Below are 23,744 nucleotides of genomic sequence, written 5' to 3' on the forward strand. Positions count from 1 at the left end.
CCTACCTCGCCCGCCGTACTGCGAAGGCCCGCGTGGTGTACTGCGTGTTGAACTTGTCGTAACGCACTTCCTTGCCCTGGTTGAAATTGACGGACCGGGCGGCGCTCCCGGACGCCTCCTCGCCGGACCAGACCCAGGAGCCCTCCCCGATGCCCGAAAACACCGGGTCCATGCGGGCGGGCCAGCGCTTGCCGTTGAGGAAAAAGCCTGTGCCGGCGGTTTTGCCGGACTCGTAAAGCGCCAGGAGCTGGCTCACGGAGGGCATGGACCACCCGCCCCCGCACGCCCCGAGCGAGCGGACCCAGGCCGCGGCCCGGTCCCAGGTCAGAGTCTCGTCGGGGCCCACGAACCATTCAAGCCCGGTGGCCGAGTCCACGATGGATCCGCAGGCGGTGAGCGCGTAGCGCCCGCCGCTCTGGGGCCGCTGCTGGGGGGCGGCCTGGGGCGCGGGAGCCGCCGCGTCGGAGCGCCCCCCCGACAGCGAAGCGCCTTGCGACATGCGCTCCCCGGGGGCATCCTGGGCCGGGGCCGATCGCGACAGGCCGATCAGGAGCGCCAGGCTCAGGAACGCCGTCCGGGCAAAGAACAGCGCCGAGGCGCGTGGAATGAGTGCTCGCTGCATGGAATGACTCCGCCGTATGAGCGTCAGCTCCCGCTCTCGGGCGCTGGCGCTGGCGCTGGCCGTGAAGGGTCGCGGACACATTTGCCAACATTTCCGGGGCGCTGACAAGGGAAATATCTCGATCGGGCATGGCTTCGGGGCGGCGCGTCACGGGATGCTTGCGCCCGGCGGCAGCTTGGTCCAATCTCCCGTGCCTGCCCGGGCGGGAGCACCCGCCGGGAACACCCGAGGAGGACATCATGGGAGTGGATGACGTGCTGGCCCAGCTTGAGGCCCACGGACTGGCCCATCGCTTCGTGCGCTGCGAGACCTCCAGCGCCACCGTGGCCCTGGCAGCCCAGGCCCTGGGCTGTGAAGAGGGGCGCATCGCCAAGACGCTGGCCTTCGCCACGGGGAGGGGGCCGGTGGTGGTGGTGGCCATGGGCCTCGCCCGTCTGAACAATGCGAAATTCAAGGCTTTTTTCGGTGAGAAGGCCCGCTTTCCCCAGGCCGGGGACCTCCCCGGGCTGGTGGGGCATCCCGCCGGCGGGGTGTGCCCCTTCGCCCTCAAGGAGGGCGTGCGCGTCTGCCTGGACGAGAGCCTCAAGGCCTACGACCCGGTCTATCCCGCCGCCGGAGCCCCGGACAACGCCGTGCGCCTCACCCTGGAGGAGCTGGAGCGCGTCACGGGCGGCGAGTGGGTGGACGTGTGCGTGGTCCCCGCGCCCGAGGCCTCCTGACGGTCCCGGTGCGCGCCGGGAAGCTCGGTGCGGCCCGCACGCCGTGCGGCCGGGCGCTCAGGGTTTGCGGCAGGCGGCGTGCGCGCCGCGCACGTGGCTGGCCGCGCCCGCCCCGGGCTCCCGCGCCTCCTGGACGGCGCTCAGCTCGCGCAGGATGGCGCAGTCGCCCAGCGGGGCCACCCGGTCGCACAGCCCGCGCAGGGCCGTGAGCTGGCCGCGCAGGGTCTCCAGACGCCCGATGCGCTCGGTCACGTGGGCGATGTGCGCATCCAGGAGCTGGTTCACCCCGCCGCAGTCCTTGCCCGGGTCGCGCCGCAGGTCCGCGAGCGCCCGGATCTCCTCCAGGCTCATCTCCAGCACCCGGCAGTTGCGCACGAAACGCAGGGACTCCAGATGGTCGCGACCGTAGAGCCGGTAGTTGTTCTCTCCGCGCTCGGGCGGGTCCAGGAGCCCCTCGCGTTCGTAGTAGCGCACGGTCTCCACCGTGCAGCCCGCCTGACGGGCCAGTTCCCCGATGCGCATGGATTCCTCCGAAACGTCTTGACCCTATAGTTACTTCAGGGTGTCTCCTCGCGCAAGCGCGAAGCCCCGGGCCGCGCGAAGGAGCCCCATGACCATCCCGACGTACCGCATCCCGGACATGGACTGCCCGGAAGAGGCAGCAAGCATAGCCCGCGCCCTGGAACCCCTCCTCGGCGGACCAGACCGCCTTTCCTTCGACACCCTGCGCCGCGAGGCGCGCGTGGACCTCACCGGACTGCCCGTCTCCCCCGACCAGGTGGCCCGGGCCATGGCAGGAACGGGCCTGCGGATCGTGCCCGTGGCGTCGGCCGGGTTCTGGGAACCGGACGCCGACACCGTGGACCTGACCGGATCTGCGCGACCGAGGCCCGCTCTCGTGAGCCTGACGACCAGCCGCCCGGAAACGGGATCCCGTGCCGACGGAGAGCAGGGAGGCCCGGCGCGGGGCCTGCCCTCCTGCGCCTGCTGCGGGGGGGCCTGCTCCACCGGCACGGGGTTCTGGGCGCGCCGGGGGCGCGAGGCGCTCTGCCTGGCCTCGGGAATCTTCTGGATCGCCGGGCTGACCCTGGCCACCCTGGCCCAGGGCGACCTCTGGGCCGTGTTCCGCGAGAGCGGGGACGCGCCCCTTTCGGCCAAGGCCCTGTGGCTCGCGGCCGTGGCCTGCGGGGTGTGGCACGTGCTGCCCCGGGCCTGGCGCTCGCTCGTGACGCTGCGCCCGGACATGAACCTGCTCATGACCGTGGCCGTGGCGGGGGCCGTGGCCGTGGGCGAACACTCCGAAGCGGCCTCGGTGGCCTTCCTCTTCGCCCTGGCCAACCAGCTTGAAGCCTGGAGCGTGGGCCGCGCCCGCGACGCCTTGCAGGCCCTCCTGGCCCTGGCCCCCGAGACTGCCCTGGTGATCGTTCCGCCCAACCCGCTGCCCGTGGAGACCCCCGTGGGTCAGGTGGCCCCGGGCAGCCGCGTGCTCGTGCGGCCGGGCGACCGCATCCCCCTGGACGGCGTGGTGCGCGCCGGGGCCTCGGCCGTGGACCAGTCGCCCGTCACGGGGGAGTCCATCCCCGTGGCCAAGGGACCCGGCGACCCCGTGTTCGCTGGCTCCGTGAACACCGAAGGCGCGCTGGAGGTGGAGACCACTCGCCCGGCCGCCCAGTCCACCCTGGCGCGCATCCTGCGCATGGTGGAGGAGGCCCGCTCCCGCCGCGCCCGCTCGGTGCAATGGGTGGAACGCTTCGCGGCGGTGTACACGCCGGTGATGATGGGCGTGGCGGCGCTCTTCGCCGTGGTCCCGCCGCTTTTCCTGGGCGGCGAATGGGGCCGCTGGTTCTACGAAGGGCTGGTGATCCTGGTGATCTCCTGCCCGTGCGCCCTGGTGATCTCCACGCCCGTGAGCATGGTGACGGCCCTGGCCTCGGCGGCGCGCAACGGGGTGCTGGTGAAGGGCGGGGCCTTCCTGGAGATTCCCGCCACACTGGACGCCGTGGCCCTGGACAAGACCGGCACGCTGACCCTGGGCCGCCCGGCCGTGACGGAAGCCCGGCCTTTCGAGGGCGTGTCGGAGCGGGAACTTCTGGCCGTGGCCGCCGGGTTGGAGGCCCGCAGCAGCCACCCGGTGGCCCGGGCCGTCCTGGAGCACGCGGCATCCCGGGGCGTAGCGCCCGTCGCGGCGCAGGACGTGCGGTCGCGTCCAGGCCTGGGGGTGCGCGGGGTCATCGACGCGACCCAATGGACCCTGGGCAACGCCCGCTTCCTGGCCGAGAGCGGCGACGCCCCGGAATCCCCTGAACTCGCCCGCGCCCTGGCCCAGGCCGAAGCCTCGGCCGGGACGGTGGTGTTCGCGTGGTCGCGGGAGAAGGTCCTGGGCTGTCTCTCGGTGGAGGACCAGGCGCGCCCCCAGGCGGCCGATGCGGTGCGCCGCCTCCTGGCGGAGGGCGTGGCCCAGGTGGTGATGCTCACGGGAGACAACCCCCGCGCGGCGGCCCGCATCGCGGCCCAGGCCGGGGTGACGGACTTCCGGGCGGAGCTTCTGCCCGAGGACAAGGCCCGCGCGGTGGCGGAGCTGGCGGCATCGGGCCGCAGGGTGGCCATGGTGGGCGACGGCGTGAACGACGCCCCGGCCCTGGCCGCCGCGCACCTGGGCGTGGCCATGGGCGCTGCCGGGAGCGACGCGGCCATCGAGACGGCGGACGTGGCCCTCATGTCCGACGACCTCTCCAAGCTGCCCTGGCTGGTGCGGCACTCGCGGCGCGCCCTGGGCACGGTGAAGGCCAACATCGCCGTGGCCCTGGGCGTGAAGGCGGTCTTCCTCGCCCTGGCGGGGCTCCAGATGGCCACGCTCTGGACGGCCATCCTGGCGGACCTGGGCACCTCGCTCTTCGTGATCTTCAACGGCCTGCGCCTGCTGCGCATCCGGCCCTGAGCGGGGCGGAGTTAGGCGCGCTGGAAGAAGGAGCGGTCCTCCACGTGGATGTGCTCCACCAGCCAACGCAGCAGGTAATCCAGCACCTCACGCGAGGCCGTGGCGCTGTCCTCCCTGACGCGGGATTCGTACCCCCCGGCGCGCCAAAGGAATTCGGCGTGGAGCCCCTCGTGGCGCGCCAGGCCTTCCCAGCCCGCGTCCTCCATGAGCACCTCCTCGTCCTCGAAGTGCGTCGCGGCGTAGGCCAGCATGCCCTGCAGGGCGTCCAGCACGGCCTGGCGGTGTTCGCCTCCGGCCATGCGGGCGTCGAGTTCGCGGATCATCTGGAAGAGCATCCGGTGTTGTTCGTCGATGTCCGGGTCGCCCATGGCCAGCCCGGGAGTCCAGTCGGGCGCGTCCTTTTCCATGCGTGTCGCTTCCTTGTTACGTCAGATGAATGCCGAAAATGTTCAGGGTCTCGAAGACCAGCACCAGGACCCAGGCCAGGATGCACACCCCGGTGGCCGCCGCGGCCATGTCCTTGATGGCCTTGATCTTGGCGTCCTCGGCGGTCTGGAGGTAGTCGCAGACGGCCTCCACGGCGCTGTTGAATATCTCCGAGGCCAGCATCACGGCCGTGGCCAGGAGCACCAGCAGCGCGTCCACCCAGGCCCGGTAGACGAAGCTCAAGACCAGCACAAGCGCCGAAAGCACCACCTTGTAGGCCACGGACCAGTCGCAGAGCACCGCGAAGCGCAGCCCAGAGACGATCACCTTGATCTTGCGCCAGGGGTTGAAGCCGGGCTCGCCGGTTCCCAGGAACTTATTGCGCATGGCCGAAGGCCTCCTTCGCCGCCTGCTCCAACTGGCCGGAGGTGAAGAGATCGCGCAGCACCACGGGGCTCTTGGCCCCCTCGCCCTTTGGGAAGAGCGCCGCCAGGGGGATGGAGGCCGAGCCCAGGGCGCGCAGGAGGGCCATGGCCTCGGGGCTCTCGCGGGTGAGGTCCACGCGCACGGCGCGCACGCCGTGGCGCTCGCGCAGCTCCTTGAGGGCCTTGGGGACCAGCACGGTCTTCTCCAGGGCCTTGCAGGTGGGGCACCAGTCGGCGGTGAAGTCCACCAGGAGGTTCTCCTTGCCGAGCATCCCGGCGAAGGCCCGGGGGGCGTAAGGCTCCCACCCGGCATCGTCCCTGGGCGTCGGGGCCAGGGCCCACAGGCACATCCACACCACCAGGGCCACGCCCGCCAGGCGCACGCCCCAGCGGGTGAGCAGGCCCTGGGAGGGGCTGGTCCAGGCCCCCCAGGCGTGGCAGGCCAGGCCCGCCGCCAGCAGCGTCGCCAGCGCGGGCAGAAGCAGCGCCTGGGGCAGGATGGAGAGGAAATAGAGGCAGGCCCCCATGAGCATGAACCCGGCCAGCTTCTCCAGCTGGACCATCCACGGGCCGGGCCGGGGCACGAAGCGGGTCAGCTCCGGGCGCAGGGCCAGGATCAGGTAGGGCAGGGCCATGCCCGCGCCGATGCCCGTGAACACGGTCACCACCACGGCCGGAGGCTGCAGCAGCGTCCAGGCCAGCACGCCGCCCAGGAACGGCCCGGAGCAGGGCGTGGCCAGGAGCGTGGCCAGCATGCCCGTGGTGAAGGCCTGGATGCGGGGGCTGCGCGCGTGGCCGTGGGCGATCTTCAAATCCACCACGGGCAGGTAAAACACCCCGAAGAGCGAAAGCCCCAGGGCGAAGAGCGCCACGGCCGCGCCCAGGATCAGGCCCGGGCTCTGGAAGAGCTGGCCCCAGGCCAGCTCGGCCGCGCCCAGAACCTGGGCCAGCACGCAGAAATAGACCAGCACACCGGCCGAGAACCAGAGGTTGTGCCGGCGGATGAGGGCGTAGCGGTCGCACCCGGGGCCGCTCGCGTGGCAGGAGGCCAGGAGCCCGGAGAGCTTCAGGCAGGCCACGGGGAGCACGCAGGGCATCAGGTTGAGCAGAAGACCGGCCAGGAGCGCCAGGGGCAGGGCCTTCAGGAGCCCGTCCACCTCCAGGTGGGGCGTCAGGGACCTGGGCGTGAAGCGAAGGTCCGAGGAGGCCTCGGGGGCCTTGTCCGGGACCGGCTTCGGGGCCGCTTCGGGGCCGCGCGCGGCCAGCTCGGCGTAGAGGCCCCACCAGGGCCTGTCCCTGGCGGCCGGGGGGGCGGGAAACTGGCGGGAGGAGAGTTCCGTCTCCAGGAGCACGGGCCAGCAGCTCACGTCGGTGCAGGCCAGGAGGCTCACGCGGACCTCGACGCCGAAGCCCTCGGGGAGCCCCGGGGGCAGCGTGATGAAGAGCGGCGTGGGTCCGTCGTAGATGCTGACGGTCTTGTCGGGCTCGTAGAGGTCCCGCGTGGATTTTCCGGGGGGATAGAGCACGTCCAGGGCCTGTCCCGTGGGCGTGAGGCGCGCCTCGGCCCGGGTGGGCATGCCGGCTTCGCCGGGGTCCGCGCCGTAGGTCTTGTAGCCCTGGGCGGGGGTGAGCCAGAGCACGGCCACGAGGCCCTTGCCGTCGGGGAGCGCGGCCAGTTCCCAGGAGGCGGCCACGGGGGATTCCTGCGCCGCCGAGGGCAGCGCCAGGGCCAAAAGCATGGCCAGGGCCTGAAGGAGTGCGCGCATGGGGGGCCTCGGTCTCTTCATGTGGTACGACGGTTCCGGCCGGATGATTACAGCAAAAAGCGCGCCTAGAAAACCAGGAACGCGACGGCGGCCATGACCGTGGGCGCGAGCGCCCCGGCAGCCAGCCCCAGGGGGGAAATGCTCTCGCCCGGGAAGCCCTGCTTGAGGATGGCGTAGCCCGCCGGATTGGGGGCGTTGGCGATGACGGTGAGCCCGCCGCCCGCCACGGCCCCGGCCAGCAGGGAGTATTTGCCCGCGTCCGAGAGGCCTTCCACGAGGGTGCCCAGGTAGGTGAGCGCGGCGTTGTCGGTGAGGGCGGTGAGCCCCATGGCCCCGAAGTAGAGGGTCAGGGAGTCCATGCGCGTGATGAGGGCCTGCACCCACCAGCGCTGGGGCGGGCCCAGGATCACCAGCCCGGCCAGGAACACGCCCACCATCAGGCTCGGGCGCAGCATGAGCTCCGTCTGGTGTTCGGGGTAGGCCGCGACGAAGCCCACGAACACCGCCAGCACGGCCAGGAAGGCGGCGGGGTGGTGCAGCAGGGCCACCATGGCCGCCAGGCAGGCTAGGTGCACGGCGTTCACCCAGGCGGGCGCGCCCTGGCGCAGGGACTCGGGCGCGCGCACCTCCAGCCGGGCCAGGGGCCGCCAGAACGCGGCCGTGAGCGCCAGGGCGTTCACCACCACGGCGATCACGGCCTTCCAGCCGAAATTGAGGAACATATGCCCCAGGCCCCAGCCCCAGGCCGGGGCGCACATGATCACGGGGGGCGCGGCGAAGTGGGTGAGCACGCCGCCGATGGAGATGTTCACGAAGAGCGTGCCCAGCATGGCGTACTTGCAGGCCCCGGACAGGGGGCGGCTGAAGAAGGCCATGTAGAGGATGAGCGCCGTGACGGTCATGGCGGCCGGTTCGGTGATGAGCGAGCCCATGAGCGGCCCCGCCACCAGGGCCGTGAGGCATGTGGCCGGCCCCATGGGCAGCGGCAGGCGCGCGGCCAGCCCCAGGATGGCCCGCGCGGCCAGGGCCACCACGGGACGCGTGGAGGCGGCCATCATGATGGCGAAGACGAAGGCCGGTTCGGTGAAGGAGATGCCCTCGAGGTAGTCCACGGCCCTGGAGGGGCCGGAGAACACGGCCAGGAGCAGCAGAAAGACGGCGGCCCAGAAGCCGAAGGCGATCTCCACCTCGCCCAGGAGGTGCCACAGGCCGTGGTGGGGGCCGCCCCTGCGGGAGCGTTCCAGGAAGCGTCCGGCCAGGAAGGTGTGGGCCACGGCCAGGGCGAAGGCCGCCGTGCCGAGGGTGGTTGCGGCGGCGTCCGGTGCGTTCATGGCCGCCTACTCGAAGCAGAACTCCACGGTGAAGTCCCCGTTGGGCGTGGTGAAGGGGATGGCCACCACGGACCCGCTGGTCACGTGGGAGATGGAGTGGTTGTCCCCGAAGATGATGGTGGGCGTTGAGGCCTGCATGGCCAGGCCCATCTGGGCCAGTCCGGCGCGGGCCTGCCCGGAGATCATGTTGGTGATCTCGCCCACGGCGTCCTTGGTGTCCTGGACGATGTCCTGGATGTCGTCGCCCAGCATGTTCTTGACGATGGCCACGGCGCATTTTTTGGTGAAGGAAATCGAAATGCTGCCGTTTTTGTCACCGGTGAGGCCCACCACGGCCGACACGTCGCCCGCCGCCGTGTTGTTCTTCTTGGCATAGGGCTTGCCCGGCGCGGGCTCGATCATGGCCATGGTGGTGAGCACGTGCTTGGTGGCCTGGACAAACGGCTTGGCGATTTCGGCGTCGGTGGCGTTCATGAAGGGTTCCTTGGGCGCATGGATCGTCTCCGGCGCGACTCGATTGCCGACGGCCAACGGGCGCGGACAGCCGAAGAGAATTAAGGTCTACCCTGTGCCGATGAGCCTTTCAAGACTTTTTCCCCTGCCGGGGGGCGCGCTCCCGGCGGCTTGCCATTTGCCGCCCCCTGATGTAGGCCCCCGTGCAGACGACGCGGGAGTCCTGCCGGAACGGCCCTCCACGGCGCGGAGGGCGCACGCCGCCACGGGCGGCGGCCCGGACCTCGGGACCGGCCAGATTCCCCCGGCGTACAACGCATGCACACCCGCCAAGCCACCGCCACCGACCATCGGAACCGGGCCACCGGCTATTCCGATTCCGACTGGGGAGCCCTGGAAAAGAGGCTCTCCGACACCCGCGACCTCCTGCGGGACATCCTCGTGCACCTGCGCCGCGTGCTGGACAACCTCAAGACCGCCGGAAACGCCTACCAGGGCGCCGGACGCGCCTGGCGCTCCTCGGGCAAACCCGCCGGCGCCCACGCCGGACAACAGGGACGCCCGCAGTACGGCTCCGCCGCCGGCGTCCACAAGGCCCAGGGAGCCGCCAACTCCCGCTTCCAGTCCGGCACGTCCAAGTCCGCATCCGGTCCCTTCCAGTCCACCGCCCAGAACGCCTCCGGCGCATCCGCCCGCGATGCGGGGACATCCTCCGCGCGCCAGGGCGCGGGCGCGCAGCAGGCGCGGCCCGGGGCCTCGGCGGGCGCGGGGCAGCAATTTTCCTGGAGCGCGCGCGGCGCTGGCGCCCAGCCCGGACAGGGCGCGTGGCGCTCGCAGGGCGCATCCCAGGCGGGCGCTTCGGGCGCGGGCGACGCCTCCGCCTCCTCCCGGGCTACCGGCGCGGGGGCTGCGGGCGCGCGGCCCGGCTCGGCCTACGGCGGCGCTACGGCGGGCGGCAGGGCTTCCTCCGGTGGGGCCTACGGCGCGGGCAAGGCGAACCCCGGCGCTTCGGGAGCGGGAGCATCCGGCACCGGAGCCTCCGGTTCGGGCGCGTGGCGCGCCAGGACCGGGACCGCCGGGGGCCAGGAACAGGCCGGGGCCTCCCAGGGACGCCAGGAGCACCGCCACCGCACCACAGGGCCAGGCGGCGGCTCCAGCTACCAGGACTACAAACAGCGCAGCCACAAATCCCCCCTGGGCCACGGCCGCATGACCCTCACCCAGGCCTGCGCCCTCCTGTGCATCACCTACCCCTGCAACGCCGACGACATCAAAACCGCCTACCGCAAGCAGGCCCGCCGCCACCACCCCGATCTGGGCGGCGACGAAGAGATGATGAAGTCCATCAACCAGGCCTACGAGCTGGCCATCTCCTGGTGCGCTCCTGGCCGGGGCAAGTCCTCCGCCACCTGGGCCGCCTAGCGCCGCGCCCTCCCGATCCGCCTCCGCGCCCTCCCGGGGCGACCAGCCACGACCGGCGCATCGCCTGTCGAACGTTTCGCCCGTTTCTTCCGCGCCAGGCCCCGCGCGCCGCGTTATCAGAACACCTCGGCCTCGAACCAGTAGACCTCCGTTCCGGGCTTGCGCCACGCCCCGGGCTCCAGGCCCGCCTTGCGGCAGGTGTGGTCCAAAAACGCCGGGGCGTCCCAGCGCCACTCCACCGCCACCTGGGGCAGCAGGAGCCCCTGGCGCGCCCCCCGGCGCACGATGAGCCCGTGGCGGCCCACCTCCACCTGCCCCGGGTCCGGGCAGGCGGTCACGGGGCCCAGCACCGAGATCTCCACGGCGAGCTTCTCGAACTCGCCCGGGCTCAGGGGCGGGAAGCGGGGGTCCTCGAAAGCGGCGGCGCGGGCCATGCGCGCCACGGTCTCCCAGAGGGGGCCGTCGCCAACGATGCGCCCGATGCAGCCGCGCAACTCGCCCCCCAGGTGCAGGGTCACGAAGGCCCCCAGGGGCTCCGTGAGCCGGGCCGCAGGCGGCGCGGGCGGGGTCCAGGCCTGGTCGCCCTGGAGCGCGGCGCGGATGCTCGCTCGCACCAGATCCTTGAGGGCGTCCTTTTCCAGTGCCGAAAGCTCGAAGCGGAAGGCGTCCATGGCGGGTCTCCTTGTCCGGGGTTTCCTGAACGCCGGTAGCACGCTTGCCACCGCCCCGCCAGCCGGAGTACGAAGGGGCATGCGCGTGCTCTGCCTGGACGGTCCCTACTTCCTTAAGGCCCTGGAGCGCCTGGGCTGCGAAACACTCTCCGTGGGCCAGTGGTCCGGGGCCGACGTGCGCCTGGAAAAGGCCCTCTCCCTGGCCGGGCTCCTGCGCCTGCTCGACGCGCGCGGCTTCGAGCCGGAAGCAGCGCTCTGGGCCGACGACGGCCGCCCCCCCTCGGTGGCCGGGCTGGAGCTCCTGCCCTGGCCCACCATCGCCTACTCCATCGACCAGTACCTCAACCCCTGGCACGTGCCTTTCTGCAACGCCTTCGACGCGGCCCTGGTGGCCCAGAAGGACTACCTGCCCCTCTTCGCCCCCGAACACAAAGGTCCCCTGCGCTGGATGCCCCTCTTCGCCGATCCCCTGCCGGGCGCGATCCCCCCCCCGGCCCGCGACATCCCGGCCAGCTTCGTGGGCACCCTGGACAGCCCCGCCAACCCGGGCCGTCGCCCCTTCCTGGAGGCCTTCCGCCGCCATGCCCCCCTGGCCGTGCTCACCGGGGACTACCGCTCCGTGTTCGCCCGCTCGCGCCTGGCGCTCAACCAGTCGGCGGCCGGGGAGCTGAACTTCCGGGTCTTCCAGGCCATGGCCGAGGGCGCGGCGCTCCTCACCGAGGACGCGGCCAACGGCCTGCGCGACCTCTTCACACCGGGCAGGCACCTGCTGGTCTACCCGCGCGGCGACCACCGCGCCGCCGCCGCCCTGGCCCAACAGGCACTAGCCGACCCCGGCCTGGAGGAGCTGGCGAGGGCCGGACAGGCCGAGGTGCTGGCCCGCCACCGCGTGGACCACCGCGCCCAGGAGATCGTGCGCCTCTTCGAGGAGCTCGCGCGCGCCCAGGTCCACCGCGCCCGGTTCTCCGACATGGGGCGCTCCCGGCGGCTCATGGCCACGGCCTACCGCATCCTGGCCACGGACCCGCAGCTCCCCCTGCCGCCGGAGCTGCGCGCCTTCTACCTGGAGCTGGCCCACGCCGGGGGGGACGCCCGGTGAGCCCCTTCGTCCTGGCCGCCTACTCCCTGGACCTGCCCCACTACGCCTGCGCGCGCCTGCGCCTGCTGGAACCGGCCCGCGCCCTGGGCGGCCGGGTGGAACTGCGCTGGGCGGCCGCCAGCGACGGCGACAACTACGCCATCGACGCCCGGGCCATGGAGGGCGCTCACGCCGTGCTCTTCCAGCGCCTCTTTCCCAACGCCCGGACGTGGCCCCTGGTGGAGCAGGCCCTGGCCTCGGGCCTTCCCGTGCTCTACGAGATGGACGATCACATCCTGGACACGCCCCGGGACCACCCCATGCGCGAGGCCCTGGAGCGCATCGCCCCCCATGTGCGCCGCCTGCTCTCCAAGGCCGACCTCACCGTGACCACCACCCCGGAGCTGCGCCGCATCCTCGCGCCCCTGGCCAGGCGCGTGGCCGTGGTCCCCAACTTCCTGCCCGAGGCCCTCTGGGACGCCCCGGCGCCGGCCCGGTCAGGCCCCGTGCGCGTGCTCTACGCCGGATCGCCCACCCACCGGGAGGACCTGGAGCTGGCGGTCCCGGCCCTGGAGCAGGCCCGCCGCCGCCACGGCGACCGCGTGGAGTTCGTGTTCATGGGCTGCGCACCCCGGGGGTTCGAGGGCCTGGCGCTGCCCTTCCAGGACGGCTACGCCCCCTACGCCCGGGCGCTGCGCGAGGCCCGGCCCGACATCGCCCTGGCCCCCCTGGCCGACAACCCCTTCAACCGCTGCAAGAGCGCCGTGAAGTGGCTCGAATACTCGGCCGCCGGGGCGGCCGGGATCTACGCCGACCTGCCCCCCTACGCCCGGGTGCGCCACGGCGTCACCGGGATCAAGGCCGGGCAGGACCCCGCGGCCTGGACCAGCGCCCTGGAGTCCCTCCTGGCCGATCCGGCCCTGCGCCGGAGCCTGGCCGAAAACGCCGCGCGCGAGGCGCGCAACGCCTGGGGGCTCGCGCGCGGGGCAGCCCTCTTCCTGGACGCCTGGCAGGGAGCGCGCCGTGAGCGCGCCTGATCCCTCCGCCTTCTGGCGCTCCATGCCCCCGGAGGTGCGGACCGGGCTCCTGGCGGCCAGCTGCGGTCAACGCCGCCTGGGCGGCCTGGCGCGCCAGGCCCTGTCCCGGCCCGAGAGCGCCCGCCTGGGCCTGGACCTGGCCCTGGCCGCCTGGGAGGAGGCCCCGCTGGACGGGGCGGCCGCCGGGTTCGTGCTGGACCTGGACGCCCGCATCCCCTTCCTGGCCCCCCACCTGCGCGCGCTGGCCGGGTCCGTGCGCCGGGCCTGGGGCCAGCCCCCGGCCGGAGACCCCCTGGCCGCCCTGGCCGGCCGGGGCCTGGTCCTGGACCTTCTGAAAGGCCTGCGCGGGCGGCTGCGTGCCGAACCGGGCAACCTGCTCTGGCGTCGCAACCTCCTGGAACTGGCCTTTTCCCTGGGCCGCCTGGACGCGGCCGAGGAGGCACTGCACGCTCCCTGGCCGCCGGGCCTGGACCAACTCAGCGCGCGCTGCGCGGCCGACCTGGCCTTCCTGCGGGGGGACCACGCCCGGGCCGCCGGGCTCTACCGGCCAGCGCTGGCCCTGCGCGCCTCGCGCGTCCGGCTGGGCCGCTGCCTGCTGGCCCAGGGCCTGCGCGAGGAGGCCCTGGCCCAGTGGCGCAAGGTCCTGGCCCAGGCCCCCTGGCGCGCCTCCCTGGCCCTGGCCCTGCACGACGTGCGGGAGGGCCTGGACCTCCCCGGCGAGCCGCCCCCCGGACGCACGGCGGTGTGCCTCTACACCTGCAACAAGGCCCCGGAGGCGGACCGCGCCCTGGCCTCGGCGGCGGACTCCCTGCCGGACGGGGCCTGCCTGCTGGCCCTGGACAACGGCGGCACGGACGAGACCCCCGGGGTCTTCCGGGCCTGGGCCGAGCGCCTGGGCGAGCGCATGGAGGCCGTCCGGCTGCCCGTGAACGTGGGCGCTCCGGCCGCGCGCAACTGGCTGGCTGCCCTTTCGGCGGCCCGGGGCTTCGAGTTCACGGCCTACCTCGACGACGACGCCCGCCTCCCCGCCGACTGGGCCGGGCACATGGGCCGCGCCGTGCGCGCCTACCCGGACGCCGGGGTCTGGGGCTGCAAGGTGTGCGACCGCGACTTCCTCCCCCGCGTCCAGAACGCCGACCACCACCTGGAGGAGTCCCCGGACCCGGAGGGCGGTTTCGCGAGCCCCTGCGCCGACGACCCGGACTTCGGCCAGTTCGACTCCCTGCGGCCCTGCGTCTCGGTGACGGGCTGCTTCCATCTCCTGCGCACGGAGCTTCTGCGGGAGCAGGGCGGCTTCGACATCCGCTTTTCGCCCACCCAGTACGACGACCTGGACCACGACCTGCGCCTGGCCGCGCGCGGCCTGCCGCCCGTGTACAACGGCCACCTGCGCGTGGCCCACGCCGGACTTTCCGGGCGTTCGCCCACCCGCGCGTACCAGGGCCTGAGCCGGGGCAACCTGCTCAAGCTCAAGGCCAAGCACCCGCCCGAGGCGCGCGAGGCCCTGCGCCGCGAGGACGCCGACCGGGCGCTCGCGGACCTGGAGGCCAAACTCGCCCGCCTGGCCCTTGGGAATCGTCTGACGGATTGAAACCATGCCGGAGCGGAATCGTCATTGCGGCGACCCCTAAAAAAAGGCATTTTCCATCTCGGGAAATGAACCAATTGGAGCAAGCGTCCATGCCCATCCGCCAGCTGCTGCATCTGAGCTTCGATCCCGCCTGCCTGGCCGACTCCAACGGCCGCGTGCTGGCCGTCAACGCCGCCTTCCAGGACGTTCTGGGCGTGGACGCCGCCGGGCTGGAGGGCCTGGGCCTGGCCGGATTTCTGGGCCAGGCGGCGTACCTGGACATCTCGCGCAACGCCTCGGTCGATGCGCCGCTGTTCCGCCGCCTCAAGGCGCTCTCGCGCGAGGGCGCGCACCAGCCCATGGAGGTCAATTGCCTGCGCCTGCCGGAGGGCGGCCTGGCCCTGGTCCTGCGCCCGGCCCTCTCCGCCCTGCCCCACGAGGGCGCGGAGCACATGGCTCTGCACGACGCCCTCACCGGGCTGCCCAACCGCGTCCTGCTGCTGGACCGCCTGCGCCAGACCCTGGCCCGGGTGCGCCGCCACCAGGACTTCGCCGCCGTGGTCTTCATCGACCTGGACGGCTTCAAGCCCATCAACGACACCTACGGCCACGAGTGCGGCGACGAGGTGCTGCGCGTGACGGCCGCCAGACTCCTTGAGGTAACCCGCGAGGGCGACACGGCCTCGCGCATCGGCGGCGACGAGTTCGTAATGGTGCTGGGGGAGTTGAAAAACGGCCTGCACGCGGGGCTCACGGGCAACCGGGTGATCAAGTCCATCACGCAGCCCATCCCCTGGCAGGGCGGGAGCGTGCGGGTGAGCGCGAGCCTGGGCATCTCCGTGGCCCCCACCGACGGGCTCGACCCCGAGACCCTGCTCAAGAAGGCCGACGAGGCCATGTACGTGGCCAAGAAGTCCGGCAAGAACGGCTATTCCTTCGCCAACGAGTCCGTCTACTTCGAGTGAGGCCCCATGAATCCGGAAGCATTGGATCAATTGGCCCGGCTCGTGGCCGAAGCGCTCAAGCCCGCCCTGCGCGAGAACATCCGCGAAATCCTGCGGGAGGAGCTGCACTCCTGCACCCCCAAGCTCTCGGCCAAGGAGTTGGCCGACGACGGCTTCTTCAGGCGTCTCAACGAGGAAATCATGGGCCGCCTGGGCGACATCTACCGGGAGATATCCTCCTTCCAGGGGCCGCCCTCGGGCCGGGGAACCCCGGAAGACGCCCTCCAGGCCGGGGAACTCATGGACGAGGCCTCCCACCGCCTGGACCAGGTGATCCAGGCCACCGAGAAGGCCACCTTCGAGATCATCGAGCTGGTGGAGCGCAGCATGTCCGTGCCAGACGAGATCTTGCACCTCTTCCGCTCGAGCGTCTGCGACGGCCACGTGCAGGAGCAGGCCCAGGCCCTCTGCCAGCGCCTCTCCCAGGACATGGTGCAGATCATGACCTGCCTCTCCTTCCAGGACCTCACGGGACAGCGCATCAAGCGCGTCATCGACATGCTGGGCAGGGTGCGCGACATGGTGGCCGAACTCTACGTGTCCACGGGCCTGCTGGTGAAGGCCCAGGAAATGGACCCGGGCCAGCCCCTGGAGGAGCTCAAGCGCGACGCCAAGGCCAAGGTCTCCCAGTCCGACGTGGACGACCTGCTGGCCCAGCTGAACACCTAGCGCCGTGGCGCTTTTAAGCCTCGCCGACCGTCCGCCCCGGCCGCCCGCATGAACGGCCCCGGGGACGCGCACCGGCCGCGCACCGGCGCTCCCGCTCCGGCGGCTTGATCCTAGAACACCCGGCGGAACTGGTTGAGCACGTCGCCGGGGATGTTGAAGAGCCCCTTGAACACGTTGACGATGGTGTCTCCGATCACCTTGGACTTGTCCACGTCCATCTTGGGGTCGTAGAGCGGCCCGGAGACGCGCACGGGCACCTCGCCCACGTCGGGCACCTGGGCTATGAGGTTCAGGTCGATGCGCTCGTCCACCAGGCTCACCCAGCCGTCGCCCTTGGCCGTGATGCCCTGGCCCGCCAGAACGAAATCCCGCGTGACCCCGAGACCCTGATGCACGGTGAACGAGGCTCCCATGCGCGTGAAGGCCAGGCCCTTGCCCGGGGGCGGGGGAGGTACGGGAGCCTCTTCCTTGGGCTTCACGCCCGGGGCCGGGGTGTTGCGCGCGGGGCGGCCGTCGGCGTCGCGGATGGCCAGCAGCCCGCCCTGCACCTCGAAGGAGGCCTGGCCCTGGGAATTTCGGCGCATCTGGCGGTCGGTAGCCCCGTGGGCGGTGAGGCTCAGGTGGAAGTTGGTGGTGCCCTGCACCAGGCCGGAGCCGTCGGCCAGGTCGCGCAGGAGCACGGGGGCCGAGAACCCGGTGAGGTGGATGTCCACGCGCGCCTGCACCGTGTCCCCGCGCGCGTCGCCCCGCAGCTCCAGGGAGTAGGGGCCGCCGTAGAACGAGGGGGCCGTCTGGCGCAGCAGGAACCGGCCGCCCTGGGCCTGGGCCTCCACCAGGGCGTTCTCCCAGACCAGGCGGTCCTTCTTGAGCCTGCCCAGGCGGATGCGGGCGTCCAGGTCCAGCTCGCGCATCTCGTTCATGGGCAGGGGCTCCTCGGGGCGCTGGCCCACGTCGAGGTGCTTGGCCTCCGGGGCCAGCAGGTCCAGGTCCAGGCCGGTCACGGCAAGGTCGAGCTTCAGGCGCGTGCCCGCCAGGGAGACCTGGCCCGTGAGCGCGGCGTCGTCCAGGCTGGCCTGCACGCGTGTGAGGGCCGGGTCCTTGAGCGTGCCGCCCAGCTCCGCCTGGAAGCGCGCCCGCCGCCAGGACTGCGGACCCGCGCCGCGCGGCAGCTCCAGGCCCAGACGCTGGGCCGCGTCCCGGGGGTTGAACTCCGCCACGTCCAGCGCGCCCGAGAGGCCCCAGCCCCCCTGGCCCTGGGCAAGCCCGGCCTGTCCGCGCAGCGAAAGACCCGCCACGTCGGCCTCCACGCCCGACAGCGAAAACGTCCCCTTCTCGCAATCGGCCTCGGCCCGCCCGGCCCAGGAGGCGCGCGCCGTGCGCCCCTGCGTCCCCGGCGCCACGAAGACGAGCGAGCCCTCCAGGCGCGGCTGGCGCACCCAGAGGAGGCGGCCCGCCTCGTCCAAGCCCGCCGTGGCCCGAACGTCCGCCTGCGCCGAGCGCACTCCCGAAGGCGACTCCAGGCGCACGGGGCCGACAAGCTCCGCCTGCACCGTCTCCCGGGGCTTCTCCCCCGCCTGCACCGCGCCCTGGCCCGGAGCGGGCTTCAGGGCGATGCGCAGCTGGGCCTGGGCGCGCGTCACGGGCCAGGGCTTCCCGGACTTGGCGTCCTGGGCCTGGAATCCGCCCTGGCCCATCTGCATGTCCAGCTGTCCGCGCCCGGACTGCCAGCCCGCCAGGCCGCCCCGCCAGGGGCCTTCCAGCGAAAGGCGGGCGTCCAGCGGCCCCGTCGCCCGCAAGCCCAGGGGCACGGCCTCGGCGAGCCTGGCCCCCTGCACGCCCTGGGCCGCGAGCGTGAGCTGGAACGAGCCCGCCTGGGCGTGCGCCCCGTGGGGAGGCTGGCCCGCCGCGTGCTGCTGGGACGCCGCCGCCGGCTGGGGGTGCGTCAGCTCCAGTGAGCCCGAGAATCTTCCGCCGAGGGCCGCCCCCGCGAACGCGGGGACCCGCACGCCCTCGGGCGTGGCGCGCAGGGTCAGGGAGAGGTCGTCCACCTCCAGGCCCTTGCCCGCGTCCAGGCGACCGGCGGCAAGTCGCAGCTCCAGCGGGAAGGACGCGGCCTTGCCCGCGTCCAGGAGGCGCTCCATGCGCCGCAGCTCCTCCAGATCCAGCCGTCCGGCGCGCAGATCCAGCAGCGCCTGCCCGTCGGTCCAGGAGGCCGAGCCGCCCAGGGACGTGGCCCCGAGGCGAGCGTCCAGGTCCGTGACCTCCCACGACGTCTGGCCCGGCGCGCCGGCCCGGAAGGACGCCTGGGCCGTCACCGCGCCCAGCTCCTCCAGGAGCCGGGGGACCAGTTCGGGAATCCAGTCCTGACGCCACGCCGCCTCCTGGGCTCTGGCTTCCAGGCTGGCCACGCCCCAGGTTCCGGCGGGGCCGGATTCGCCCTCGGCCGAGGCCTCCAGGGCCTGGGGGAGCCCCTTGCCGGGCGCGCCGCCCTCCAGGGCCGTGAGCCCCACCCGGGCCTTGAAGCGCATGGTCCCCTGCCCCGGCTCCAGGCGAACGTCCGCCCCGGCCACGGCCCGGCCCAGGTTCACCGTGAAGGGATAGAGTCGCAGCGCGCCGCCCGCGCCCGTGAGCGTGAGGTCCACCCGCTCCAGGGAAGCCTCGCCCGCGCGCAGTCCGCTGCCCTGGAAGCGCCCCGTAAGGGACTCGGGAACGCCGCCCCGGGCCTTGTGCGCCAGCACGACGAGCCCGGCCCAGGGGGTGAGGTCCAGGCCCCGGGCGGTCACGTCGAAGGCGGCGCGACCGCGCCCCCCGCTGGCCGTGCCCTCCAGGACGCCCGCGCCCTCGGAGAGCGACCCGTCCAGGAGCACCCACCCTGCCGGGGTGACAGCCAGCTTCAGGCGCGCGCGAACGGCGGCGTCGCTCCCCTCTGCGCGCAGCGAGGGCGACGGCGCGACGGCGGGCACGAGCACGGGGAAGCCCGGAGCCAGGCCGCCCCGGCGCAGGGCCTCGCGCCAGAGGCCGTCCGGGCTGGCCTGGGCCTTGAGGTCCACCAGGAGGTGGCGGTCGGCGTCCCAGAGCCCGGCCAGGTTCACCTGTCCGGTCACGCGCGCGCCCAGGCCCTCCAGCACAAGGTTGGCGGCCTCCACGGCCCCGTCGCCGTGCACCATCAGGTCGGTGGAAAAGAGCACGCGCGCCTCCGCGCCGGGCAGCGCCCCGGGGGCGGCCAGCCACCCCGCCGCCTGGGCCTTGTGCACGTGAAGCCGCGAACCTTCCTCGGAATAGCTGGCCACTCCCTTGGCGTGGAACTCGCCCGCCAGGTCCAGGTGGCCGGCTTCGGCCGAGAAGGACACGGAAAACTTGAAGGGCCGCGACGCGGTGGTGTGCAGGTTGAGCCCGCGCACCGTGAAGCTCGCGCCCGTGGAGCGGTCGGTGAAGTGGACGGCGCCTCTCTCCAGGCGCAGGCCCCGGGGCAGGCCCGGACCCCGCCTGCCCGGCGAGCGGTCCGAGGCCTCCAGACCGGGGAGCGCCCAGTTGGGGCGGCCCTCTTCGTCGCGCCCCAGGTGCAGTTGCGGGGCGTCCAGCGAGACCGACTCCACCGCCACCCGGCGCGCGAACAGGGCCGGGATGTCCAGCCCCACGGCCATCTCCCCGGCCGTGAGCAGCGGCTCGGGGCCGAAGGAGGGCTCGCCCGCCACCTCCACGGAGCCCGCGCGAAGGCCCAGCCAGGGCACCATGGTCAGGCGCACGTCTCCGCCCACGCGCACCGCGCGGCCCAGGGCCTCGGTCATGGCCTCCTCGGCGGCGCGGCGCAGGGTCTCGCGGCCCACCAGCCGCGTGGCCGCCAGGGGCAGGAGCCAGGCCAGCACGGCCAGCAGCGCCAGCGAGGCCGCGAGGGTCCGCCAGGTGAGGAGGCGCGCGACGCCTGGGCGTTTCGAGCTCGGTGCGTTCATGGCTGCCCGCCGGGGCGCGAGGCCCCGTGCATGGTGAATCTAGACCGTTCCCCGTCGCTGTTCAAGTGTCGCGCGGCCCGGGCTGGAGGAGCGGCGCTCACCGAAGGCCCATGAGGGCCGTGACGGCTTCCATGTCCAGGGCGGCCTCCACCGTGTCGGCCAGGCGATCCAGGGCGGCCTCCACGCTGCCTTCGGCCTCGTGCAGGGCCGCGCGCTCCAGGGGGGGCAGGCCCTTGCGCGCGCGCAGAGCGTCCAGCCACCAGCCCCGGAAGCCGGGCGCGTCGAAAAGCCCGTGCAGGTAGGTGCCCCACACGCGCCCGGGCTCGCCCCAGGCCACGGCCTGGCCGTCCGCTTCGCGCGCCGCCAGGAGCCCCGCGCCGCTTCCGGCCCGCGTGACGCCGTGGTGGATCTCGTAGCCCTCCATCATCTGGCCCGAGGCCGCGTGGAGCGCCCGGGCCTGGCGCAGGGTCTTGCCCGGCAGAAGCTCCGTGGCCAGGTCCAGAAGCCCCAGGCCCGGCGCGCGCCCCAGGCCCGATTCCAGGCCCGTGGGGTCGCTCAGTTCCCGGCCCAGCATCTGGAGCCCCGCGCAGACGCCCACGATCTCCGCGCCTTCGGCGGCCAGGGCGGCCAGGGCGTCGGCCAGGCCCCGGGCGCGCAGGTCCGCCAGGTCGGCCAGGGTGTTCTTGCTGCCGGGCAGGATCACGGCGTCGGGGCGTCCCAGGTCGGCCACGCGACGCACCACCCGCAGCCCCGCGTCGGGCTCCCGGGAGAGGGCGTCGAAGTCGGTGAAGTTGGAGATGTGGGGCAGGTCGATCACGGCGATGTCCAGCTCGCGGCCCACGGCCCCGAGACTCCCGGACCAGAAAATTCCGGCCTTGAAGCTCACGGAGTCCTCCTCCGGCAGCCCCAGCGCCGCGATTTCCGGGACCACGCCCAGCACGGGTTTTCCCGTGAGGTCGAGCATGTACCGGTGGGCCGGCTCCAGCAGCGAGGGGTCGCCCCGGAAGCGGTTGAGCACGTAGCCGCCCACCAGGGCGCGCTCGTCCTCGGGCAAAAGCTCCATGGTGCCCGCCAGGGCCGCGAACACGCCGCCCCGGTCGATGTCTCCGGCCAGGAGCACCCGGGAGCGGGCGTACTTGGCCATGGCCATGTTCACCATGTCGTGGGCCTTGAGGTTCACCTCGGCGGGGCTGCCCGCGCCCTCCAGGATCACGGCGTCGAAGTCCGCCGCCAGGGAGTCGTAGGCTTCCTTGGCGGCCCGGAAGGCCGTGGGCTTGTAGGCCACGTACTCGCGCACGCGCATGGTCCCCACGGGGCGGCCCAGGACGATCACCTGGGAGCCCGTGTCCGAGCAGGGCTTGAGCAGCACCGGGTTCATGCGCGCCTCGGGGGCCAGGCCGCAGGCCTGGGCCTGGAGCGCCTGGGCGCGGCCCATCTCCTCGCCCCGGGCCGTGACGAAGGAGTTGAGCGACATGTTCTGGGCCTTGAACGGGGCCACGCGCACCCCCCGGCGGCGCAGGATGCGGCACAGGGCCGCCGCCAGCACGGACTTGCCCGCGTTGGAGGTGGTGCCCTGCACCATGAGCGCCGGTGTGGGACGCCTGCGCGCCGGACGGGGACGCGCCGGGTCCAGGTGGTCCGCCAGGGCGTCCAGCAGGCGCTCGTTGTCGGCCTGGGGGCGCACGGCCACGCGGAAGAAGCGGGCGTCCAGGCCCGCGAAGTTGGAGCAGTCGCGCACGGCGATGCGCCGTTTCAGAAGCGCCGCGCGCAGGGCCGGGACCTCCGGGCGCTCCAGGCGGCAGAGCAGGTAGTTGGCCCGCCCGGGCCAGACGCTCACGCCCGGCAGCCCGGCCAGCTCCCGGGCCAGGGGCTCGCGCAGGGACGCGGCGGCCTTGCGGGAGCGCTCCTCGAAGTCCTGGTCCGCGAGGGCGCGCTCGCCCACGGCCTGGGCCAGCACGTTGACGTTCCAGGGGGCCAGCCCGGCGCGCAGTTTCCCGGCCAGGGCCTCGTCCATCACGGCCAGGCCGAGCCGCAGCCCCGGCACGGCGAACATCTTGGTGAGCGAGAGGAGCACCGCCACGTTGCCCGTAGCCTCCCCCGCCAGGGACTCGAAGCCTTCCACGAAGGAGCCGAAGGCCTCGTCCACAACGAAGAGGTGTTCCGGGAACTCCCGGGCCAGGCCGCGCACGTCCTGGGCGGGAACGTCCAGGCCCGTGGGGTTGTTGGGGCGGGCGATGAAGACGGCCCGGCGCGCGCCGGAGGCGGCCAGGCGGGCGCGCAGGGCCCCGGGGTCCAGGGCCAGGGCGTCCTCGTGGCGCAGGGGCAGGCCCTCCACGTCCATGCCCGCGGCCAGGCAGGCGCGGCGGTAGTCCACGTAGGAAGGCTCCGGGACCAGGGCGTTTGAGAGCCCGCAGGCCCGGGCCAGGGCGAAGAGCAGCTCGCTGGTGCCGTTGCCCGCCACGACGCGCGCCTCGTCCACGCCGTGGCGCTCCCGGGCGCGGGCGCGCAGCTCCCGGCAGTGGGGGTCCGGATAGTGCGCCAGGCGCGAGACGGCCCCCGAAAGGACGGGCCGCAGCCACTCGGGCGGCCCCAGGGGGTTGATGCTGGCCGAGAAGTCCAGGATGTCGCCGGGCGCGCACCCGGCCTCGCGGGCCAGGGCGTCCACGTCGCCGCCGTGGGAGGGGAGGCTCATGCGCCGCACGCCTCCCCGCCCGCCTCCGGGGCCGTGTCCGGGGCGTTCCCCCGGACCGTCCCCTCGGACGCCGCCCGGGCCGCGCGGTCCAGGCCCCAGGCCTCGGCGGCAGCGTCCAGGGCGGCCTTCACCTCGGGCTCGTGGAGCCGTTTCGTGAGCGCCACGAGGTTGATGGGAATGCCCAGCGCCCCCCCGGGCCACACGGCCAGCTCCCGCCCCGGATTGTCCGGGCGGGCCATGTCCTCGCGCAGCAGCGAGAGCCCCATGCCCGAGGCCACCAGGGAGCGGATGGTGTCCTCGTCGTTGATCACGGCCGCCGTCCTGGGCGGAGTCCCCTCCTCGGCCAGGAGGTCGCGGGCCATGAGCACGAAGGGGCAGCGCTCGTGGAACCAGACCCAGGGCATGGCGGCCAGATCGCTCACGGCGGCCTGTTCGAGCCGTTCCCTCCAGGCGGGCGGCCCCACCACCCGCACGCAGGCCATGCCCAGGGGCAGGGCAGTCAGCTGCGGCTCGTCGTCGAAGCAGCCGTAGGCGAAGCCCGCGTGGACCCTGCCCGCCTTCAGGGTCTGGGCGACGTTGTAGGAGTCGCAGCAGTCCACGTGGACCAGGGACCTGGGATGCTCGCGCCCCAGGACGGCCAGCATGCGGGGCAGGCGCAGGAACTCCGGGTCGGTGTTGCGGGAGAGCACGATGTCTCCTGCCGCCTCGCCGCGCAGGCTGCGGGCCTGGGCGAAGAGGTCCTGGGCGCGGGAGAGGGCGTCGCGGGCGGTCTCGCAGAGCCGCCTTGCCGCGCCGGTGGGTTCCATGCCCCGGGCGGAGCGGTTGAAGAGGCTCACGCCCAGCTCCTCTTCCAGGCTCTTCACGTGGGCGCTCACGGCCGGGAGCGAGAGGTTCAGACGCTCGGCCGCGCGCGAGAGGTTGCCCTCCTCGGCCACGGCGACGAAGGTGCGCAGGTGGTGGAATTCCATGGC

Annotated in this window: 19 protein-coding genes; 8 read left to right on the top strand and 11 right to left on the bottom strand. The window is 73.2% G+C overall.

Annotated features, from left to right (window positions below):
* Position 1: 1 nt before the first annotated feature.
* Positions 2 to 622, bottom strand: a complete 621-nt coding sequence (locus NNJEOMEG_RS03790; protein ID WP_173081472.1) for an Lcl C-terminal domain-containing protein — start codon at positions 620 to 622, stop codon at positions 2 to 4.
* A 239-nt stretch (positions 623 to 861) separates the two neighbouring features.
* Here NNJEOMEG_RS03790 and NNJEOMEG_RS03795 point away from each other — a divergent pair, with 239 nt between their 5' ends.
* On the top strand, positions 862 to 1,341 hold the full coding sequence (locus tag NNJEOMEG_RS03795; RefSeq protein WP_173081475.1) for a YbaK/EbsC family protein: 480 nt from the start codon (positions 862 to 864) through the stop codon (positions 1,339 to 1,341).
* Positions 1,342 to 1,398: 57 nt separating this feature from the next.
* Here the strand turns inward: NNJEOMEG_RS03795 and cadR are convergent, their stop codons facing one another.
* The gene (cadR, locus tag NNJEOMEG_RS03800) at positions 1,399 to 1,863 is read right to left on the bottom strand and encodes a Cd(II)/Pb(II)-responsive transcriptional regulator (protein ID WP_173081477.1); all 465 of its coding nucleotides are present in this window, start codon (positions 1,861 to 1,863) and stop codon (positions 1,399 to 1,401) included.
* Positions 1,864 to 1,951: 88 nt separating this feature from the next.
* Between cadR and NNJEOMEG_RS03805 the strand changes: the two genes are divergently transcribed.
* Entirely contained in the window at positions 1,952 to 4,279 is a 2,328-nt protein-coding gene (locus NNJEOMEG_RS03805) for a heavy metal translocating P-type ATPase (RefSeq protein ID WP_235956822.1), read from the top strand.
* An 11-nt stretch (positions 4,280 to 4,290) separates the two neighbouring features.
* Here NNJEOMEG_RS03805 and NNJEOMEG_RS03810 read toward each other — a convergent pair whose 3' ends face one another.
* The 5 genes from NNJEOMEG_RS03810 to NNJEOMEG_RS03830 all read right to left on the bottom strand — a co-directional run bounded on the left by NNJEOMEG_RS03810 (position 4,291) and on the right by NNJEOMEG_RS03830 (position 8,701).
* Complete coding sequence (locus NNJEOMEG_RS03810) at positions 4,291 to 4,686, bottom strand: bacteriohemerythrin (protein ID WP_173081478.1); 396 nt, start codon at positions 4,684 to 4,686, stop codon at positions 4,291 to 4,293.
* A gap of 16 nt (positions 4,687 to 4,702) precedes the next feature.
* The gene (locus NNJEOMEG_RS03815; RefSeq protein ID WP_173081479.1) at positions 4,703 to 5,092 is read right to left on the bottom strand and encodes a diacylglycerol kinase; all 390 of its coding nucleotides are present in this window, start codon (positions 5,090 to 5,092) and stop codon (positions 4,703 to 4,705) included.
* Positions 5,082 to 6,896: a protein-disulfide reductase DsbD family protein gene (locus tag NNJEOMEG_RS03820; protein WP_173081480.1), complete on the bottom strand. Its 1,815-nt coding sequence runs from the start codon at positions 6,894 to 6,896 to the stop codon at positions 5,082 to 5,084. The genes NNJEOMEG_RS03815 and NNJEOMEG_RS03820 overlap by 11 nt, the downstream gene beginning before the upstream one ends.
* Before the next feature lie 65 nt (positions 6,897 to 6,961).
* Positions 6,962 to 8,227, bottom strand: a complete 1,266-nt coding sequence (locus NNJEOMEG_RS03825; RefSeq protein WP_173081481.1) for a putative Na+/H+ antiporter — start codon at positions 8,225 to 8,227, stop codon at positions 6,962 to 6,964.
* A 6-nt stretch (positions 8,228 to 8,233) separates the two neighbouring features.
* Entirely contained in the window at positions 8,234 to 8,701 is a 468-nt protein-coding gene (locus NNJEOMEG_RS03830) for a chemotaxis protein CheX (RefSeq protein WP_173081482.1), read from the bottom strand.
* Between the two features lie 297 nt (positions 8,702 to 8,998).
* On the opposite strand from NNJEOMEG_RS03830, the gene NNJEOMEG_RS20475 reads away from it, so the two are divergent.
* A complete protein-coding gene (locus tag NNJEOMEG_RS20475; protein WP_173081483.1) occupies positions 8,999 to 10,102 on the top strand; it encodes a J domain-containing protein in 1,104 nt (367 codons plus the stop codon).
* A 116-nt stretch (positions 10,103 to 10,218) separates the two neighbouring features.
* On the opposite strand, the gene amrA is transcribed toward NNJEOMEG_RS20475, so the two are convergent.
* Positions 10,219 to 10,773: an AmmeMemoRadiSam system protein A gene (gene amrA / locus NNJEOMEG_RS03840; RefSeq protein WP_173081484.1), complete on the bottom strand. Its 555-nt coding sequence runs from the start codon at positions 10,771 to 10,773 to the stop codon at positions 10,219 to 10,221.
* A gap of 79 nt (positions 10,774 to 10,852) precedes the next feature.
* Between amrA and NNJEOMEG_RS03845 the strand changes: the two genes are divergently transcribed.
* The 5 genes from NNJEOMEG_RS03845 to NNJEOMEG_RS03865 all read left to right on the top strand — a co-directional run bounded on the left by NNJEOMEG_RS03845 (position 10,853) and on the right by NNJEOMEG_RS03865 (position 16,131).
* Positions 10,853 to 11,872 carry a glycosyltransferase family protein gene (locus NNJEOMEG_RS03845; RefSeq protein WP_173081486.1) on the top strand — a complete coding sequence of 340 codons (1,020 nt, stop codon included), beginning with the start codon at positions 10,853 to 10,855 and terminating at the stop codon, positions 11,870 to 11,872.
* On the top strand, positions 11,869 to 12,888 hold the full coding sequence (locus NNJEOMEG_RS03850) for a glycosyltransferase family protein (protein ID WP_173081488.1): 1,020 nt from the start codon (positions 11,869 to 11,871) through the stop codon (positions 12,886 to 12,888). Before NNJEOMEG_RS03845 ends, NNJEOMEG_RS03850 begins: the two co-directional genes overlap by 4 nt.
* The gene (locus NNJEOMEG_RS03855; RefSeq protein ID WP_173081490.1) at positions 12,875 to 14,479 is read left to right on the top strand and encodes a glycosyltransferase; all 1,605 of its coding nucleotides are present in this window, start codon (positions 12,875 to 12,877) and stop codon (positions 14,477 to 14,479) included. The genes NNJEOMEG_RS03850 and NNJEOMEG_RS03855 overlap by 14 nt, the downstream gene beginning before the upstream one ends.
* Before the next feature lie 89 nt (positions 14,480 to 14,568).
* Positions 14,569 to 15,423, top strand: a complete 855-nt coding sequence (locus tag NNJEOMEG_RS20885; protein ID WP_173081492.1) for a sensor domain-containing diguanylate cyclase — start codon at positions 14,569 to 14,571, stop codon at positions 15,421 to 15,423.
* A 6-nt stretch (positions 15,424 to 15,429) separates the two neighbouring features.
* Positions 15,430 to 16,131, top strand: coding sequence for a protein phosphatase CheZ (locus tag NNJEOMEG_RS03865; protein WP_173081494.1), 702 nt, complete (start codon positions 15,430 to 15,432; stop codon positions 16,129 to 16,131).
* 110 nt (positions 16,132 to 16,241) lie between these two features.
* Here the strand turns inward: NNJEOMEG_RS03865 and NNJEOMEG_RS03870 are convergent, their stop codons facing one another.
* From NNJEOMEG_RS03870 to NNJEOMEG_RS03880, 3 genes are all read right to left on the bottom strand, one after another.
* Positions 16,242 to 20,081 (bottom strand): AsmA family protein, encoded by a 3,840-nt coding sequence (locus NNJEOMEG_RS03870; protein ID WP_173081496.1) that lies wholly within the window; start codon positions 20,079 to 20,081, stop codon positions 16,242 to 16,244.
* 97 nt (positions 20,082 to 20,178) lie between these two features.
* Entirely contained in the window at positions 20,179 to 22,773 is a 2,595-nt protein-coding gene (locus tag NNJEOMEG_RS03875) for a cobyric acid synthase (RefSeq protein WP_173081498.1), read from the bottom strand.
* Positions 22,770 to 23,741, bottom strand: a complete 972-nt coding sequence (locus NNJEOMEG_RS03880) for a LysR family transcriptional regulator (RefSeq protein ID WP_173081500.1) — start codon at positions 23,739 to 23,741, stop codon at positions 22,770 to 22,772. Before NNJEOMEG_RS03880 ends, NNJEOMEG_RS03875 begins: the two co-directional genes overlap by 4 nt.
* Between the last annotated feature and the right edge of the window lie 3 nt (positions 23,742 to 23,744).

It is taken from the genome of Fundidesulfovibrio magnetotacticus (genome assembly GCF_013019105.1).
GTDB lineage: Bacteria > Desulfobacterota > Desulfovibrionia > Desulfovibrionales > Desulfovibrionaceae > Fundidesulfovibrio > Fundidesulfovibrio magnetotacticus.

What these genes read in the sequence shown, in the direction of transcription:
- NNJEOMEG_RS03790 (WP_173081472.1), bottom strand. Translation starts at nt 622, where the DNA reads ATGCAGCGAGCACTCATTCCACGCGCCTCGGCGCTGTTCTTTGCCCGG.
- NNJEOMEG_RS03795 (WP_173081475.1), top strand. Translation starts at nt 862, where the DNA reads ATGGGAGTGGATGACGTGCTGGCCCAGCTTGAGGCCCACGGACTGGCC.
- cadR (WP_173081477.1), bottom strand. Translation starts at nt 1,863, where the DNA reads ATGCGCATCGGGGAACTGGCCCGTCAGGCGGGCTGCACGGTGGAGACC.
- NNJEOMEG_RS03805 (WP_235956822.1), top strand. Translation starts at nt 1,952, where the DNA reads ATGACCATCCCGACGTACCGCATCCCGGACATGGACTGCCCGGAAGAG.
- NNJEOMEG_RS03810 (WP_173081478.1), bottom strand. Translation starts at nt 4,686, where the DNA reads ATGGAAAAGGACGCGCCCGACTGGACTCCCGGGCTGGCCATGGGCGAC.
- NNJEOMEG_RS03815 (WP_173081479.1), bottom strand. Translation starts at nt 5,092, where the DNA reads ATGCGCAATAAGTTCCTGGGAACCGGCGAGCCCGGCTTCAACCCCTGG.
- NNJEOMEG_RS03820 (WP_173081480.1), bottom strand. Translation starts at nt 6,896, where the DNA reads ATGCGCGCACTCCTTCAGGCCCTGGCCATGCTTTTGGCCCTGGCGCTG.
- NNJEOMEG_RS03825 (WP_173081481.1), bottom strand. Translation starts at nt 8,227, where the DNA reads ATGAACGCACCGGACGCCGCCGCAACCACCCTCGGCACGGCGGCCTTC.
- NNJEOMEG_RS03830 (WP_173081482.1), bottom strand. Translation starts at nt 8,701, where the DNA reads ATGAACGCCACCGACGCCGAAATCGCCAAGCCGTTTGTCCAGGCCACC.
- NNJEOMEG_RS20475 (WP_173081483.1), top strand. Translation starts at nt 8,999, where the DNA reads ATGCACACCCGCCAAGCCACCGCCACCGACCATCGGAACCGGGCCACC.
- amrA (WP_173081484.1), bottom strand. Translation starts at nt 10,773, where the DNA reads ATGGACGCCTTCCGCTTCGAGCTTTCGGCACTGGAAAAGGACGCCCTC.
- NNJEOMEG_RS03845 (WP_173081486.1), top strand. Translation starts at nt 10,853, where the DNA reads ATGCGCGTGCTCTGCCTGGACGGTCCCTACTTCCTTAAGGCCCTGGAG.
- NNJEOMEG_RS20885 (WP_173081492.1), top strand. Translation starts at nt 14,569, where the DNA reads ATGCCCATCCGCCAGCTGCTGCATCTGAGCTTCGATCCCGCCTGCCTG.
- NNJEOMEG_RS03865 (WP_173081494.1), top strand. Translation starts at nt 15,430, where the DNA reads ATGAATCCGGAAGCATTGGATCAATTGGCCCGGCTCGTGGCCGAAGCG.
- NNJEOMEG_RS03870 (WP_173081496.1), bottom strand. Translation starts at nt 20,081, where the DNA reads ATGAACGCACCGAGCTCGAAACGCCCAGGCGTCGCGCGCCTCCTCACC.
- NNJEOMEG_RS03875 (WP_173081498.1), bottom strand. Translation starts at nt 22,773, where the DNA reads ATGAGCCTCCCCTCCCACGGCGGCGACGTGGACGCCCTGGCCCGCGAG.
- NNJEOMEG_RS03880 (WP_173081500.1), bottom strand. Translation starts at nt 23,741, where the DNA reads ATGGAATTCCACCACCTGCGCACCTTCGTCGCCGTGGCCGAGGAGGGC.